The organism is Rummeliibacillus sp. NPDC094406, from assembly GCF_044763875.1.
Classification (GTDB): domain Bacteria; phylum Bacillota; class Bacilli; order Bacillales_A; family Planococcaceae; genus Rummeliibacillus.
The window spans coordinates 105,919-122,161 of the sequence record NZ_JBIWGZ010000007.1 but is presented as its reverse complement, the minus strand read 5'-3'; the positions used below and the strand labels follow the sequence as shown (position 1 = coordinate 122,161).

The 16,243-nt window shown below is 34.5% G+C and carries 13 protein-coding genes and 1 pseudogene; 7 read left to right on the top strand and 7 right to left on the bottom strand.

Going from position 1 to position 16,243, the window contains the following annotated elements:
• Positions 1–263 precede the first annotated feature (263 nt).
• The 4 genes and pseudogenes from hflX to ACIQ4I_RS17190 all read right to left on the bottom strand — a co-directional run.
• Entirely contained in the window at positions 264–1,532 is a 1,269-nt protein-coding gene (hflX, locus tag ACIQ4I_RS17205; protein WP_403098220.1) for a GTPase HflX, read from the bottom strand.
• A gap of 126 nt (positions 1,533–1,658) precedes the next feature.
• The gene (locus ACIQ4I_RS17200; protein ID WP_403098219.1) at positions 1,659–2,351 is read right to left on the bottom strand and encodes a VOC family protein; all 693 of its coding nucleotides are present in this window, start codon (positions 2,349–2,351) and stop codon (positions 1,659–1,661) included.
• Between the two features lie 68 nt (positions 2,352–2,419).
• Entirely contained in the window at positions 2,420–3,907 is a 1,488-nt protein-coding gene (putP, locus tag ACIQ4I_RS17195; RefSeq protein WP_403098217.1) for a sodium/proline symporter PutP, read from the bottom strand.
• A 382-nt stretch (positions 3,908–4,289) separates the two neighbouring features.
• Positions 4,290–4,382 (bottom strand): annotated as a pseudogene (locus tag ACIQ4I_RS17190) (L-lactate permease); the annotation flags it as partial.
• 95 nt (positions 4,383–4,477) lie between these two features.
• On the opposite strand from ACIQ4I_RS17190, the gene ACIQ4I_RS17185 reads away from it, so the two are divergent.
• The 3 genes from ACIQ4I_RS17185 to ACIQ4I_RS17175 all read left to right on the top strand — a co-directional run bounded on the left by ACIQ4I_RS17185 (position 4,478) and on the right by ACIQ4I_RS17175 (position 8,346).
• Complete coding sequence (locus tag ACIQ4I_RS17185; RefSeq protein ID WP_403098216.1) at positions 4,478–5,209, top strand: FadR/GntR family transcriptional regulator; 732 nt, start codon at positions 4,478–4,480, stop codon at positions 5,207–5,209.
• Between the two features lie 508 nt (positions 5,210–5,717).
• Complete coding sequence (nhaC, locus tag ACIQ4I_RS17180; RefSeq protein WP_403098214.1) at positions 5,718–7,103, top strand: Na+/H+ antiporter NhaC; 1,386 nt, start codon at positions 5,718–5,720, stop codon at positions 7,101–7,103.
• Between the two features lie 82 nt (positions 7,104–7,185).
• Positions 7,186–8,346, top strand: coding sequence for a class I SAM-dependent methyltransferase (locus ACIQ4I_RS17175; RefSeq protein WP_403098212.1), 1,161 nt, complete (start codon positions 7,186–7,188; stop codon positions 8,344–8,346).
• Positions 8,347–8,428: 82 nt separating this feature from the next.
• Here the strand turns inward: ACIQ4I_RS17175 and rsiV are convergent, their stop codons facing one another.
• Both rsiV and ACIQ4I_RS17165 read right to left on the bottom strand, forming a co-directional pair.
• The gene (gene rsiV / locus ACIQ4I_RS17170) at positions 8,429–9,316 is read right to left on the bottom strand and encodes an anti-sigma-V factor RsiV (protein WP_403098210.1); all 888 of its coding nucleotides are present in this window, start codon (positions 9,314–9,316) and stop codon (positions 8,429–8,431) included.
• Complete coding sequence (locus ACIQ4I_RS17165) at positions 9,309–9,827, bottom strand: RNA polymerase sigma factor SigV (protein ID WP_403098208.1); 519 nt, start codon at positions 9,825–9,827, stop codon at positions 9,309–9,311. Before ACIQ4I_RS17165 ends, rsiV begins: the two co-directional genes overlap by 8 nt.
• 375 nt (positions 9,828–10,202) lie before the next feature.
• Between ACIQ4I_RS17165 and efeO the strand changes: the two genes are divergently transcribed.
• The 3 genes from efeO to ACIQ4I_RS17150 are packed head-to-tail and all read left to right on the top strand — an operon-like array spanning position 10,203 to position 14,071.
• Positions 10,203–11,075, top strand: coding sequence for an iron uptake system protein EfeO (gene efeO, locus ACIQ4I_RS17160; protein ID WP_403098206.1), 873 nt, complete (start codon positions 10,203–10,205; stop codon positions 11,073–11,075).
• Positions 11,076–11,082: 7 nt separating this feature from the next.
• The gene (gene efeB / locus ACIQ4I_RS17155; RefSeq protein WP_403098204.1) at positions 11,083–12,366 is read left to right on the top strand and encodes an iron uptake transporter deferrochelatase/peroxidase subunit; all 1,284 of its coding nucleotides are present in this window, start codon (positions 11,083–11,085) and stop codon (positions 12,364–12,366) included.
• Positions 12,341–14,071 carry an FTR1 family protein gene (locus ACIQ4I_RS17150; RefSeq protein ID WP_403098202.1) on the top strand — a complete coding sequence of 577 codons (1,731 nt, stop codon included), beginning with the start codon at positions 12,341–12,343 and terminating at the stop codon, positions 14,069–14,071. Before efeB ends, ACIQ4I_RS17150 begins: the two co-directional genes overlap by 26 nt.
• A gap of 128 nt (positions 14,072–14,199) precedes the next feature.
• On the opposite strand, the gene ACIQ4I_RS17145 is transcribed toward ACIQ4I_RS17150, so the two are convergent.
• Positions 14,200–15,180, bottom strand: coding sequence for a YeiH family protein (locus ACIQ4I_RS17145; RefSeq protein WP_403098200.1), 981 nt, complete (start codon positions 15,178–15,180; stop codon positions 14,200–14,202).
• Between the two features lie 108 nt (positions 15,181–15,288).
• Here ACIQ4I_RS17145 and ACIQ4I_RS17140 point away from each other — a divergent pair, with 108 nt between their 5' ends.
• Positions 15,289–16,137, top strand: a complete 849-nt coding sequence (locus ACIQ4I_RS17140; protein WP_403098198.1) for a LysR substrate-binding domain-containing protein — start codon at positions 15,289–15,291, stop codon at positions 16,135–16,137.
• Positions 16,138–16,243: the final 106 nt, after the last annotated feature.

Below are 16,243 nucleotides of genomic sequence, written 5' to 3'. Positions count from 1 at the left end.
TATATTTTATAATCAGAAAATTATAACTATTTTATACATTGAAAAACGCTCCTAAAAAGGATGTGCTTTCCATAAATACATTTTGTTTCACTTACCCGTTATTAATAAAGGCATTGTTAATGACTACCTGTTGATATTTTTATCCAAAGTGCTAGTACACTAATCGTAATGTGGGCTATGTGCTGGCCCAAACTATTCTTTTCAAAAATCAATACTCAAATTTAACAGCTCATAATAAAAAAAGAGATGACTTTTGTCATCTCCTAGTTTACCCTAAACTCTCGATATTTTTGCGCAGTCGATTCATGTACTTCTACTTTTAAAACAGTGCCATTTTCATCATAAGCTGTTTCTAATATTTGAGCTGATTCATTCAGATAAGAAACAATGTCTCCTCGATCAAACGGTATACAAAATGTACACGTTACATAATCAGAGAAGATGTGTTGACGAATTAATTGTAGTAATTCATCAAGCCCTGCTCCCTCTTTTGCTGACATCCAAAGTTGAGTGTTATTTATATAAGGATAAGCAAGATTAGCTAAGTCTGCTTTGTTAAACACATAAATAGTTGGAATGTCTTCTACACCAACTGCATGCAATGTGTCGTTTGTAACTTCCATCATATATTGGTTTTCTGCATTGGATGCATCCACCACATGCAAAAGTAAATCTGCATCTCTTGCTTCTTCTAGTGTGGAACGGAAAGCTTTTACTAAATGGTGTGGAAGTTTACTTACAAAACCAACTGTATCTGTCAGTAGAAAGCTCTTTTTGTCAGGCAATGTAATTTGTCTTACTGATGTTTCAAGCGTTGCAAATAGCATATTTTTTTCAAAAACTTGTTTATGCTCTTCTTGATTAATTTTATTTAGTAGTTGATTCATAATAGTAGATTTCCCTGCATTTGTATAACCTACAATTGAGACAATTGGAATTTCACTTTTACGACGCTGTTTTCTTTGCGTTTCACGTTGTTCTTTTACAAGCTCTAACTCTTTATTGAGTTTTGCAATTTGTTCTTCAATTTTACGGCGATCGAGTTCGAGTTTTGTTTCACCTGCACCACGGTTTTTAAATCCACCGCCTGTACCACCACCTTGACGACTTAAGGAATCTCGAAGTCCAACTAAGCGCGGTAGCATGTATTGCAATTGCGCTAATTCCACTTGCATTTGTGCTTCCTTCGATTTAGCACGTCTAGCGAATATGTCAAGAATTAGCATTGTACGATCAATAACCTTACATTCCATATCTCTTTCCAAGTTTCGAATTTGTGATGGTGATAATTCATCATCGAATATCACTAAATTTGCTTCTGCTTCATCATAGAAATTTTTAATTTCCTCTATTTTACCTGTACCAACATAGTGCGAAGGATTTATACGTTCTAAATTTTGGGTTACAACACCAACCACTTCTACGTTTAGTGCTTCTGCCAAATTTCCTAGTTCTTCTATTGAGTAGTCGAAGTGCAAATCATTACGTAAATTGACTCCAACTAATATGGCTTTCTCGATAAATGGATCCAAAAAATATTCCTCCTTCACAAATCTCGCTTCTGTTCTTAATTAAAAAGAGAGTAGATTGCTTATTCTACTCTCTTAGCCCTCTGTATTATAAGTTATGTTCATCCTAACATAATAAATGTCAATAACTCAAACTTTCACAATATCGATTGTTTGAAGGCGTTCTTTTCCTTCTTGCAATTGTTGAAAAACAAAAGTCGTGTTAGCCAATTTCAATGTATTTCCTTTTACAGGTAATGATAATAAACGTGACCACTGTGTAAGTTTCCTATTTACATCTTTCACATTGAAAATACAACGTTCTATTTGTAATTCTTCATTTGCTTTACGAATTGTATCATCTGCTTTTAGCATGTCATACCTTTCTTGCAAAGGCTGTTCCCACTCGATAAAAAATGGATACGGCAGGGATTCATCTAGTTTTTGCTCAATAAATAACATATTCCATCTTATGACCTTGCCATCTGCTGTTTTTCTTTCGGCTGGCAAAACTCCACTCGTACGATAGCCAAGCTTTCTGAAATAGAGATTTTTCCTTTTTAAATCATCTGACCTTAAGCATAATGAGTAAAAACCTTCACCATCATTAATATCATAAAGTAACTGTTTTATAAGTGGTTGCTTTGCCGCTTTTGCAATATCAGCGTTTTCCACTGCCAACCATTCAATATAACTATTTCTAGTATATAACAACGCATTATACGTTCCCCATTGTAAATGTTGTCCACCTATAACTGGATGAATTCCTTCTATTGTAACTTCCTGCGCAATTTGAGCTGGACTTTTTGTTGTAAAATATACAACATGATCTAATTCGAACATTTATTACCACCCCTTAGAAAAAATTAGCCTGTAGCCGCATTTTTTTGCAAACTACAGGTGGGCCCCCTTTACCCTCTTTTTTCTTGTTCTAATAATTCTATTGTTCTATCAAATTCATCTTCGATTTCTTTATTTGGTCTATACGTAATTAAGCTAACAATTACTGCGACAATTAAACAAATGATAAAACCCGGTACAATCTCATACATGACCTTATGTAAATGCTCATTAGATCCCCAAATATAAGCAGTTGCAGCACCAGCTACCATCCCTGCTAGAGCACCCCAGTTCGTTATTTTTTTCCAGTAAAGTGTTAACAAGATAATTGGACCAAATGCTGCACCAAACCCAGCCCAAGCAAATGATACAAGGTCTAGAATTTTATTGCCTTGTTCCCAAGCCAAATACATTGCTAAAACAGAAACAAGTAATACGGCCATGCGACCCAAAAATACATATTGTTTATCAGAAGCGTTCGTTTTAAATACCGCTTTATAGATGTCTTCTACTAAAGCAGAAGATGTAACAATTAATTGTGAAGAAATCGTACTCATGATTGCAGCTAAAATAGCCGCTAACATAATACCTGCGATAAACGGATGGAATAGTATTTGACCAAGCGCTATAAATACAGTCTCAGGATTTTTCAAAGTTAGACCTTTTTGTTGGTAATACGCAATTCCCACTAACGCAGTAGCAACCGCACCAATTAAGCTTAATAACATCCACCCGATTCCTATACGTCGTGCTTGTTTTGTTTCTTTTACACTTTTAATAGCCATAAACCTAACAATGATATGGGGTTGTCCAAAATAGCCAAGCCCCCAAGCAACAGTTGAAATAACTCCGGTTACCGTAGCACCCGAAAATAAGCTTAATAATTTTGGATTCACTTCGTGTATTGAAGCTACTGTTCCTGAAAAACCACCTGTTAAAAACACCCCAAAAATTGGAACTATAATGAGCGCTAAAAACATAACAAGCCCTTGTATAAAGTCAGTATAGCTCACTGCTAAGAAACCGCCAAATAGCGTATATGCAATGACTACACCTGAAGTTAATAGTAAACCTGTATGGTAGTTATAACCAAATGAACTCTCAAAGAATACTCCACCAGCTACCATCCCTGAAGAGACATAGAAAGTGAAAAATACTAAAATGATGAGACCAGATGCAATTCTTAGTAATTTTGTTTTGTCTTTTAAACGATTATCTAAATAACTTGGAATAGTAATTGAATCATTAGATACTTGCGTATACATACGTAAGCGTGGTGCCACGAATAGCCAGTTTAAATATGCCCCTACAGTTAAACCAACGGCAATCCACGCCTCTATTAAACCACTTGCATAAATAGCCCCTGGTAAGCCCATTAATAACCAACCTGACATATCTGCTGCTCCAGCACTTAAAGCAGTTACTGCAGGCCCTAACGATCGTCCGCCTAACATATAGTCTGTTAAATTGGACGTCTTACGGAATGCATACCATCCAATGATCAACATTGCAACCATATAAATAAGAATGGCCAATAATTGGAACATATTGTCGGACATCTAGATTCCCCCTTCATATTATTCTGTTTGTATCCATCTTTACTTGTCATTAAAAAAAATACCCCTATTATAATTGCTAAATATAGTAGTTAAATTCAAAATGTTAAAGATGAATACTTTTAGCTCTTCACAAACTCTATAAAATAAAGTTCTTTATATTTTCTATACTATCATATAATTCAGTTATTAATAACCTTAAAAATAGTTGATTATTTATGTATTCTTGCGCTTATTTAATAAGGTTTAAAACCACCACATTGTATATTTATTATATTTTTCAAAAGTAATGTTCAAATTTAATCAATCAACAGTTCACTTCCTTATGGAAAAGAACTAACATATTATGTTGATTCGAAATATGGACAATATCTCATTTAATAGATTTTTGTGCTAGTCCTACAGCTGCTGTTGGAACAGCGATAGATTGTGGAGAGATCATTTTACCTGTCACCCCTCCGGATGAGTTACTTATTATCATTTTATTTTTAGAAAAGAAATACTAGGAAGAGAAATATTGTGTATAATGAAGCTACATCAGTGTATTTTTAGTGTTCATGAGGTGAAGCTATTTTGAAATACAAGAAGATAAAAGCAAAAAAATTATACGAAGAAGTGGCAGAAGCTTTACATGAAATGATACGAACAGGCTCACTACAGCCTGGAGATAGACTTGATTCAGTTCAACAACTTGCAGAAAATTTCCAAGTTAGCCGCTCCGCAATAAGAGAAGCGTTATCCGCTCTTAAAGCAATGGGGTTAGTTGATATAAAACAAGGAGAAGGAACATTTGTAAAATCATTTGATGCGAATCATATGGTCTTTCCTTTATCTACTGCTATTCTTATGAATAAAGAAGATATATCCGATCTTCTAGAAGTACGGAAAATTATCGAAGTTGGGACCGTTAGTTCTGCAGCCCGGAATAGAACAGATGTCGATTTAGCAGTCTTACAGAACATTTTAGATGAAATGGGCAAGTTACAGGATGATGGAGAATTAGGCGAAAAAGTAGACTTTGAGTTTCATACTGCAATTTCCAAAGCAACGCATAATCCCTTACTATCTATTTTTTTGGATCAAGTATCTGGTTTGATGTTCGAAACGATGAAAGAAACTAGAAGAATTTGGTTGTATTCTAAACAAACAACTCGCGAAAAATTATTTAAAGAACATATACAAATCTATGATGCAATTGTGAAACAGGACGAAGAAAAGGCTAAACAAGCAATGTTCTCACACCTTGAAAATGTTGAAAATATCCTTATGAAATATTTTAAGGAAACAGATATTATTCAAAAATAGCGACCATCAATACTATAAAAGGAGTTGCCCGGAATATAATTTCAGGCAACTCCTTTTTTTAATTCAAACTAAATCAGATTTACCTCTTAATATCCTAAGATGATCTGCCATATGTAGGCAGCTATTATTATATAAATTTACTATTAGTAATATATTAATTACGTCAAATGTATTGACTAGTTCTCAAAACATGTTAAAATTCTTTATAGCTTCAACGCGTTGAAGTGAAAAAGTATATTTCAAGAGATGGACCAACTGTAGTGTTGTAGATAACAGCAAATAGAGACTAGGCGGTTGCTGCAAGCCTAGGTTTTTACAATGATGAATTACACCATCAGTTAAACTTGAGACTAATGAAGTGGTCAAAGTAATTTTGACAATTAGGGTGGTATCGCGGAGTTCTCCTTCGTCCCTTTCGATGGGATTGAAGGATTTTTTATTTTAAAGCGGAACGCGCTCGTTTGCGCGTAGAGCTAGATAAATTGTAAACACTGAAGGAGGAATTACCATGTTTCGTATTCAAGCCAAGATGACCCCTTCCTTTTTAGAGGCACTCATCTTAATCATTTTAATTATTGCTACTATGACATTTTGTATAGCTGGTTTTAAATCAGTACCGCATATGCCTATTTTAATCGCTATTCTACTATTAATGGCATATGGTCTATATAAAAAAGTTCCCTACAAAGAGTTAGAAAATGGTCTTGTGGAAGGCGCCTCGGCAGGACTTGGTGCAATTTTCATTTTCTTCTTTATTGGCACATTAATCAGTAGCTGGATAATGAGCGGGACAATTCCTACACTAATCTACTTAGGATTTGAAACGATTACCCCACATTTCTTCTATGCAGTAGTATTTATCGTTACTTGTATTGTCGGGATTGCGATTGGTAGTTCTCTTACGACCACAGCAACTGTAGGAGTTGCCTTTATCGGGATGGCTAGCGCTATGGATATTTCACTTGCGATTACTGCAGGTGCCATTGTATCCGGAGCATTCTTCGGTGATAAAATGTCTCCATTATCTGATACTTGCAATTTATCTTCTACAATAATGGGCGTCGATTTATTTGAACATATTAAAAATATGTGCTGGACAACTATTCCTGCACTTATCCTTTCATTAATTGCATATGCAATTTTGTCACCATCAAAGGTATTACAAAACGCACATAAAATTACAACATTCAAAACCGGATTGCTTTCAACTGGCATGATTCACTGGTACACATTAATTCCTCTTGTTGTTCTTATTATAATGGCACTGAAAAAAGCACCGGCAGTTTTAACATTAGCTGCGAGCACTATTGTAGCTATTTTGGTTTCTTATTTCCATCATCACTATGGATTTGGTGATGTCTTGAACATTCTATTTAACGGGTATACTTCTCATACTGGTATTAAAGATATCGATTCCCTATTATCTCGCGGGGGCATTAATAGCATGATGTTTACTGTTGGCCTTGTAATTTTAGCTCTTAGTATGGGTGGTCTTTTGTTTACTTTAGGTATCATCCAAACACTACTATCCCGTATTGAAAAACTATTCAAAAGTGTCGGTTCTGTTATTACAGGTGCTGCATTAACAGCCATTGGTGTTAATACATTAATTGGCGAACAATATCTTTCTATCTTATTAACAGGACAAGCATTCCAATCACAATTTGAAAAAGTAGGCTTAAAAAACAAAAACTTAGCACGTGTTGCAGAAGATGCAGGAACTGTTGTCAATCCACTTGTCCCATGGAGTGTATGTGGGATATTCATCACAAATGTTTTATCTGTATCTACTTGGGATTACTTTCCTTTTGCATTTTTCTGCCTTCTCTCTCCAATCCTAACCGTCATTGCAGGTTGGACTGGTAAGACGCTTTCGTATATCGATAAAAAGTAGCAAATCTACCTTCACAGTTTAGAAAATCCAAAATTATGATACACTTATGCCAATGATTAAATGATAAAGAAGGCGAAAAGTGATGGATTTTAATGAAATGAAACAAGGATTGCTCGAGTATTTATTAAAAGAAGAACTTGTATCAGCAACCATCAGTCAACCACGTACAAAATCTAATGATTTAAAACGTGTTAAGATGAAACCCATTAAATTAAAAGGCAGTTATCATATTCAATTAGAATATCAATACGAGCGTGTTTTAAAACATGAAAATGTGCCTCTATCTTTGATAGGTAATAGTTTAAATGAGTTATTTGAACAGTTCCGACAATTCCAGGGTGAATTTATGAAGGAAAATATCCACGTTCAACTTTCTAAGAAAAACAAAGTGCTATGGAAAGCTGAAAAAACAGAAAAGAAAAAAGTAAATTTATCACACAACCGAAAGAAAAATTATTTACTGGATCCCGATCAACCATACCCATTCTTAATTCGTCTCGGTGTTCAATCCCCCGAAGGCAAAGTTAAGAAACAAAAATATGATAAGTTTAAGCAGATTAACCGTTTTATCGAATTTATACATGATTCACTTGACTATTTACCAAAGGACCGTACGATTCGTATTTTAGATTTTGGTTCTGGAAAATCATACTTAACATTTGCGCTATATCATTACTTAAAGGTTGAACAAGGATTAGATATCCGCGTTACTGGTCTTGATTTGAAAAAAGAAGTCATTGAAGAATGTGCGGAAATCGCAAAAGACTTGCAGTATGATCAACTAGAATTTTTAGTTGGTGATATTAATGACTATAATGATGAAACAGCCGTTGATATGGTCGTAACTCTTCATGCTTGTGATGTTGCAACAGATATGGCTTTAGCTCGTGCTGTAAAATGGGGTGCTCGTGTAATTTTAAGCGTCCCTTGCTGTCAACATGAACTAAATCGTCAACTACAATCATCATCACTTGATGTCATGTTACAGCATGGCATTATTAAAGAACGTTTTGCGGCTCTTGCAACAGACTCTATTCGTGCGGAAGTTTTAAATCTTGTAGGTTATGATGCACAACTACTAGAATTTATCGATATGGAGCATACACCAAAGAATATCTTAATACGTGCTTACTACACTGGTAAAAAACCGACTATTGTACAAAAAGCGCGTTATAATGCATTTACCGAGTTGTTATCCGCCAAACCATTTTTGGAAAGTGAATTAAAAGAATATCTAGATTAATCTTTAACAAAAAACATGTCTCACCTTTTGGTGGGACATGTTTTTTATCATGCTTCGTTGCTATACAAAATTCGTTTAGCTATTACTTTTTAATATACTGATTACTTACTAAATCCTTTTGTATTATCTTGGTTGGAATTTTAAACTCAACTAGTCCCATGTATCCTGGCGCTACTTCATATTTATCAAATGCTATGACTAATTGATGGTGCTTATTAATATAGAAGTTATGATTTGGTTTAATATTCTTGGATCCATCAAATGTACCAAAATCTTGTCCATCTACACCTTGTACCCAATAGGTTTTATCCATATTAGATTCTTTCATTTCTTTCTTCATCTGTTCCTCGATATAATTGGAGATAGTTTTGATATAGGCATCGTCTTTGAATAGCATTGGCAGACTTAGAACGACTTTATTTTCTTTATCAATCGTATCGTATTTCATCGTTGTTGATGAAGAGCCCACTGTGTTTACAACATATCGACCGATTGATACAAGTTTCTCGTCATTTGTTTTTACTGAGTAACCACTTTCTACACCATAATGGCCTCCACCATTTTTCTTAATATCTGCAACGGTGCCTTTAAAATCACTATAAAGTTTTTTTCCATCTTCAATATATTTTTCGTTTAACTTAGATTCTAATTTATCATCATTTAAACCTTTAATATTTGGTACTTTAATATCTGCTTCATATGTTTCATCTTTTACTTTATATTCACGGAAAGTAAGAATTTTCGCGACTTTATTTATAACTGGTATACCATCTAATGTTTGAGCCATTGCTGGACTAATGTTCACTCCAACAGTGAAAATTGCCACTGCTGCTACAGTACTAAAAAGCCATCTTGGTACTGTTTTTTTCTTTTTTCCATTTTTAATAGCCATTTCTACCACTTCATCCAAATTGTCTGGAATAGGGATGCTTTCATATTGATTTTGTAATTCTTTTAGTTTTTTATCCATGGTAATTCTCGCCTTCTTCCTCTTGAAGTTCAATTCTCAAAAGTTTCAATGCTTTGTAAAGCCTGGTTTTAATCGTATTCGTGTTTTCATTGAGAACATAACCTATTTCTTCGATTTTCATATCTTCAAAGAAACGTAATATAACAACTTCACGATATTTTGTTGGTAATGTTGATAAAGCTTGTTGAAGGTCAATATTTTCATAATGATCTTCTTGTGACGGTGTCAAAAATAATAATGTATCGTCCTCAGTCGGTAAATTACGATTTTTCTTTAAAAAATCAAGCGATGTATTGACGACTATTTTATAAAACCAACTTTTCAACTTTTCTTTCTCCATTAGTTGATCATAATATCGCATAGACTTTTGAATACTTTCTTGAACAATATCTAACGCATCTTGTTCGTTTTTTACATAACTATACGCTAGCCAATATAGTTGTTTTTTATTTGCCCGAATAAATGATAATAAATCATCATCATATTGTAGCTGCGCTTTTCTTTTTTTCATTCCTAGAGCTCCTTTAGGGAATTTTCCTGTATACATTTTAAAGACGATTATACATGCATAAAAAGTTTTACTGTAATTTTAGCAACAAAATCTATTTAGCTAGGTAACGCTCATTAGATATACAGCATGTCTAAATATTTTCATATATAAATATTGGAATATGGTTCACTTCTCTTCATATAAATAGGAAAGTATTGCAAAAATTTTATTCTTTATTTTCAAGTAAAACATGATACAATTTTATAGATTCTTGTGCTAATATTCACTTTTATAATTCTTTTTCCCCAATTCTATTGATTTTTTCGTTGATAATGATTATCATTACTGTTAGTGAAACTGAAACGTGAAATAATTTCAATAGAAAGAAGGATATAAATGAAGACAAAATCATTATTGGCCATATTATTAGCAGGAAGCGTTGTCATGACAGGCTGCAATAGTTCAGATACTGCTAAAAAAGAGGATTCCAAGTCGAAAACAGAAGAAACAACAGGTTCTACAACATCCCCTAAATTACAAAAAGAAATCGATGCATATAAAGAATTCGCAATGGAACAAATGGACAAATTCACAATTGAAACTGAAAAATTTGTTAAAGCAGTAAAAGCTGGCGATGTAGAAAAAGCAAAAGAAATTTATCCAACTGCTCGTATGTATTTTGAACGTTCAGAACCAATTGCAGAAAGCTTTGGCGATCTTGACCCTCGCATTGATGCTCGTCTTGCAGACTTAAAAGCAGAAGGCCAAGGCGAAGAAGACTGGACTGGTTATCATAAAATCGAATACGGCCTTTGGAAAGAAAACACGACAAAAGGTTATGAAAAAATAGCTGACCAGTTACTTGCTGACTCAAAAGAATTACGTGCACGAGTAGAAACTGTAGACGTAACACCTGATCTTATGATGACTGGTGCTGTTGACTTATTAAACGAAGTATCTACATCAAAGATTACAGGAGAAGAAGAAATTTATTCTCACACTGACTTGTATGACTTCAAAGCGAATGTTGAAGGTGCAGAAAAAATCTTCACTATTTTAGAAGATCAAATCAGCAATAAAGATCCTAAATTAGCAAAAGATTTAACTGAAAAATTTAAAGCAGTTAATGATTTGTTAGCAAAATATGAAACAAAAGACGGCGGTTATGTTTCATATACAAAACTAACTAAAGAAGATACAAAGGCCTTAGCTGAAGCTGTAAACCACCTAGGAGAACCATTAAGTCAAATGGGAATTATTATGGAGTGATTGATTAATGACTGAAACAAATAATGGTGAAAAAATATTAGATAAAAAAATCACACGTAGACAAATGTTGAAAATGACAGGTGCTGGAGCTGCAGGTATTGCAATTGGTGCCTCTGGCATGGGAGGAATTTTAAAAGCATTTGGTAAAGATGTTTTCTTGGATGATGATAGTAGTGCAACCAACAAAGTAAACTTTTATGGTAAACATCAATCAGGAATTGATACTGCTGTACAAACGAATATCTACTTTGCTTCTTTAAATGTTTTAGTCAAATCAAAAGCAGAATTGCAAGAGTTGTTCAAAATGTGGACACCTCTTGCTGTTCACATGATGAATGGCGAAACAATCGGAGTGGAATACAAAAATGGTATGCTTCCACCAAAAGATACTGGTGAAGCAAAAGGGCTAGATGCTCGTAATTTATCCATCACATTTGGTGTTGGACCATCTCTATTTGAGAAGAAGGAACTCGGCCTTTCATCTCTAAAACCAACAGAACTAAAAGACCTTCCCCATTTCCCAAAAGACCAGTTAGAAGAGGTTTATACAGGTGGGGATATTTGCATTCAAGCTTGTGCGGACGATCCACAAGTTGCATTCCATGCAGTGCGAAATCTAATTCGTGCCGCATCAGGTAAAGTTTCCATGAAGTGGTCCCAAGCAGGATTTAACTCATTCCCTGTTGAAAACGGCAAAAAGCAAACACCTCGTAACTTATTTGCATTTAAAGATGGTACAGAAAATCCAATTACCTCCAGTGAAAAAGATATGAATAAGGTTGTTTGGGTACAATCCGGTGACTCTAAACCATGGATGACAGGTGGTTCTTATTTAGTTGTCCGTCGTATACAATTGCATTTAGAAACATGGGATCGTACAGCATTAAAAGAACAAGAAAATACATTTGGTCGCCATCGTGATAGCGGTGCACCACTTGGTAAGAAAAATGAGTCTGATGCTATGGAAATTGAACGTAAAGATGAAAATGGCAACTATATTGTGCCAGAAAACTCACATGTATTCCTTGCAAAACAATCCAAAGCCCGAATCATGAGACGTTCTTATTCTTACTCATCAGGTATTGTAGATTCAACAGGTTCTTATGATGCCGGATTAGTCTTTATATCATTCCAAAAAAATCCTGAACAATTTACTAAAATCCAAAACCAGCTTGGTCGTATGGATAAATTAAATGAATATATTACCCATCGAGGCAGCGGAGTCTTTGCTTGCTTCCCTGGCATTAAAAAAGGGAGTTATATAGGTGAAGCATTATTTAATACGTTGTAGTCAACTTCTCATCATCCTGCTCCTTGTTACATTGACAACTATTCATCCTGTAGCTGCTGCGGAATCTTACAGTAATCTGTTTATTTCTATCAGCGATGCCATTATGAATTCCAAACAAGGTGACGATGCAAAAGCAAATGACGCAATCAAAACTTTTGAAAAAGATTGGAATCAAGCGAACGTCAAAGACTCTAAAGAATCAAGTGCTGTTACCCAAGCTTTGGATAATGCACAAAATGCATCTTCAAAGGATGATCGTTTAGCTGCACTTTCAGAACTCTCAAAAGCATTAACAGCTCTTGAAAAAGCTGAAAACCCGGTTGACGAAAAGGCCGAAAGAAAGGCTTTTGCCACTGCAATGACTCCTGCACTTAATCAATTACAAGCAGCGATAAAAGAAGGTAATGTTGAGAAACTTACAACAGCTTATAATAACTTCAATGCCTTCTGGAAGAAAAAAGAAACACCAGTACGCGAATACGATATTGCTGCATACGGTAAAATTGAAACGAAAATGTCTTTCATACGTATTGCACTTTCTGATGAAAAACCAAATATTGATGCAATTCAAGATCAATATAACGAACTACAAAAAGCCATAACAGATTTTGGGGCTGGTAAGAAAGTCGCTTCAACTGCTAAAGGTACTTTCTCTTTACAATCATTAGTTGACTTAATCGATGAAGCAAAAACGCAAATTGATGACAAAGATTATTCAAAGGCATCTGCAACGATCAAAAAATTCATCACTACTTGGCCAAATGTCGAAGGAGATATTCGCACAAAGAATGCTGGTCTTTATACGAGTATCGAAAGTGATATGCCCATTATCGCCAGTGACTTGATGAAGGACAAAGTTGATACAAAAAATATTAAGTCTCAACTTGATCACTTTAAACAACAAATTCAACTTATTCAAGGTGACCAAAATTATAGTTTTTGGGATTCAGCATTAATCCTACTACGTGAGGGCTTAGAAGCATTATTAATTATCATTGCTTTAGTTGCTTTCCTAAAAAAATCCGATCAGCGTCATATGGAAAAATGGATTTATATTGGGGCAGGCATTGGTATTGCTTTAAGTGCTGTTTTAGCGATTTTAATGTCGACTATTTTTAACTCTGGAACAGTTAATGCAAGTCGTGAAATGATTGAAGGTTATGTAGGCTTACTTGCTGCTGCAATGATGATCGGTATCGGTGTTTGGATGCATAGCAAATCCAATATTAAATCTTGGAATGCTTATATTTCAAAACAAATGAACCATGCTATGTCAAAACAAAGTGTGTGGGCAATGGCCTTTATCAGTTTCCTTTCTGTATTCCGCGAAGGTGCTGAAACATTAATCTTTTATATGGGAATTGCACCGAATATGTCGACATCTAGCTTCGCTCTAGGGATCGGTGTTGCAATCGCCATTTTAGCTGTTGTAGCTTTCTTATTATTACGTGCTAGTGGCAAAATCCCAGTACATCGATTCTTTGCAGTTGCAACTATATTGATTTACATTCTGGCATTCAAAATTATTGGTGTCAGCATTCACAAATTACAACTTTTAGATATTTTACCTTCACATATTCTTAACGGATTACCTGTATTGGCTTCAATTGGATTCTATCCAACAGTTGAAACCATTGTAGGACAAGTTGTTTTACTTGTTTTAGTTGTGTTAACAGTTATTTATAAAAAGCGTAATGAACATTAATAAATCAAATATAGTAAAGAGCTAACGACAAATTTTCGTTAGCTCTTTCTTTTTGCTATACGCGTTCTTAACGATTCAAATCAATTAAATCAAAGTCTTCCATTTATCCCTTATATACAAAACATTAATTAAATAATAGCCAACACGAGTGAACTTAAAATTACCGATACAATGGTTAACATAATAAGTGGTTTTAAAGCTCTTGTTTTTAATTCTTTTAAGTCAACTGACATTCCTAATGCAGCCATTGCTACAGCTAAAAAGAAAGTACCTGTTTGAGCGATTATATTCTGCATTCCTTCACTAAGCCATCCTTGTTGTGTCCCCCACGTACCTAGGGCTGAAACGATTAAGAAGCCTAATAAGAAATATGGAAAAGAAGCTTTTTGGCCTGTTCCCCCATTTTTAATTTTCATAAACCCAACAAGTAATAATGTTACTGGGAATAATAATAATACACGGCTTAATTTTGCCAATAGAGCAGGCGTTAGTGAAGCATCACCAAATGCGGCCCCTGCTAATGCAGCGTGTGCAATTTCATGTAAACTATATCCTGACCAGTACCCATAAGCTTCTGGTGTTAAGTTCAACAAATGACCAACAGTTGGATAAATTAAGGAAAAAATGGTTCCCATTAAAGCAATCATACCAACCGACATGGCTGTATCTTCTTCTTTAGCTTTTACAATAGGCGAAACTGCAGCTATAGCGGCTGCACCACAGATTCCTGTGCCAAATGCCAATAGCATCGTTAACTTTTCTTCTACGCCTAATAATTTCCCAATAAAAACAGTTAATAAGATTGTACCTACAATGACCCCTGCTGCTCTAACAATCAATGGAAGTCCTTCATGTGCTACAACAGCAATGTTTAATCGAATCCCATATAGGATAATTGCAAATCGTAAAATTTTCTTAGCTGAAAAATCGATTCCACTTTTCCACTGCTGTGGATAAGGTCGTGTATTTCTAATAATAACTGCAATAATTATAGCAATTGCCAATGGTCCTAAATAATTCAAGAATGGAAGTTTGCTTAGGAAATACGATACAATCGCTATAACAATGGTAAATACTATTCCTTTAATAAACCCTCCAGATAGTTGCATAATCTCATCTCCTATTTTGTTTTCTATAATCATGATAGAATGTAGCTAACCAAAAAGATAATTAATGATTATTATTAAAACCATAAGTATTTACTTATAGGAGGGTCTATGGCTGATAAACTACAGATTTTCTTAACTGTTGTAAAGCATATGAATTTTTCACGAGCTGCAGAAGAGTTGTATATGACACAGCCGGCTGTTAGCCAATATATAAAAAGTTTAGAAGAAGAACTAAACGTGCAGCTTTTTGATCGTTCACAAAAAAAGATACAACTTACTAAAGCTGGGGAAATTGTGGTCTACTACGGAAAAGAAATAAACATGTTATCCACAAAAATGAATCGAGCATTGGACGATCTGACGAATCATGTTGCTGGTGAATTACTACTTGGTGCAAGTTATTCATATGGTGAATACCTTCTACCCAAATGTTTAGCAGCATTTTTAACAGATTATCCACAAGTATATCCACGTATATGTATCGATAATACAACAGAGATAGCTGATAAGATCATTAATCAGACTTTAGATTTGGGGATAATTGAAGGTTCTATTCCCATTAAACGAATAGTTATGCACAAGATTGCAACAGATCATATGGTCATTGTTGCAAAGTCTGAACAAACTGTGCATAACTTAAATGATCAAACATGGATTATTAGAGAACAGGGATCTGGTACCCGTGAAGCATTCGAACATTTTATAAAGGAACATAATATTGTACCTCATAGTATATTAGAATTTGGTAGCACTCAGCTCATAAAAGAAGCCGTTGTAAATGGGCTAGGGGTTGCACTACTCTCTGAATGGACAATTGAAAACGAAATGCAGTTAAACAAGTTACAAATTGTTTTAAAGGATAAATACAATTATAATCGTGACTTCCATGCTATTCATCTCAATACACCATTCCTTTCTAAAACAACCGAGACATTTCTTGAGTTTTTGAAAAAATAAAAAAGGCTCTGTGAAAACAGCATAGTATCCATGTGGATATATCAAGGAAAAAGGAGTTGCCAAATGTGTATATTTGGACAACTCCTTTTTAACATATCTATACGAA

Coding starts and splice junctions, on each gene's coding strand:
- ACIQ4I_RS17175 (WP_403098212.1), top strand. CDS start 7,186: ATGGATTTTAATGAAATGAAACAAGGATTGCTCGAGTATTTATTAAAA.
- ACIQ4I_RS17200 (WP_403098219.1), bottom strand. CDS start 2,351: ATGTTCGAATTAGATCATGTTGTATATTTTACAACAAAAAGTCCAGCT.
- rsiV (WP_403098210.1), bottom strand. CDS start 9,316: ATGGATAAAAAACTAAAAGAATTACAAAATCAATATGAAAGCATCCCT.
- ACIQ4I_RS17165 (WP_403098208.1), bottom strand. CDS start 9,827: ATGAAAAAAAGAAAAGCGCAGCTACAATATGATGATGATTTATTATCA.
- ACIQ4I_RS17140 (WP_403098198.1), top strand. CDS start 15,289: ATGGCTGATAAACTACAGATTTTCTTAACTGTTGTAAAGCATATGAAT.
- efeO (WP_403098206.1), top strand. CDS start 10,203: ATGAAGACAAAATCATTATTGGCCATATTATTAGCAGGAAGCGTTGTC.
- nhaC (WP_403098214.1), top strand. CDS start 5,718: ATGTTTCGTATTCAAGCCAAGATGACCCCTTCCTTTTTAGAGGCACTC.
- putP (WP_403098217.1), bottom strand. CDS start 3,907: ATGTCCGACAATATGTTCCAATTATTGGCCATTCTTATTTATATGGTT.
- efeB (WP_403098204.1), top strand. CDS start 11,083: ATGACTGAAACAAATAATGGTGAAAAAATATTAGATAAAAAAATCACA.
- ACIQ4I_RS17145 (WP_403098200.1), bottom strand. CDS start 15,180: ATGCAACTATCTGGAGGGTTTATTAAAGGAATAGTATTTACCATTGTT.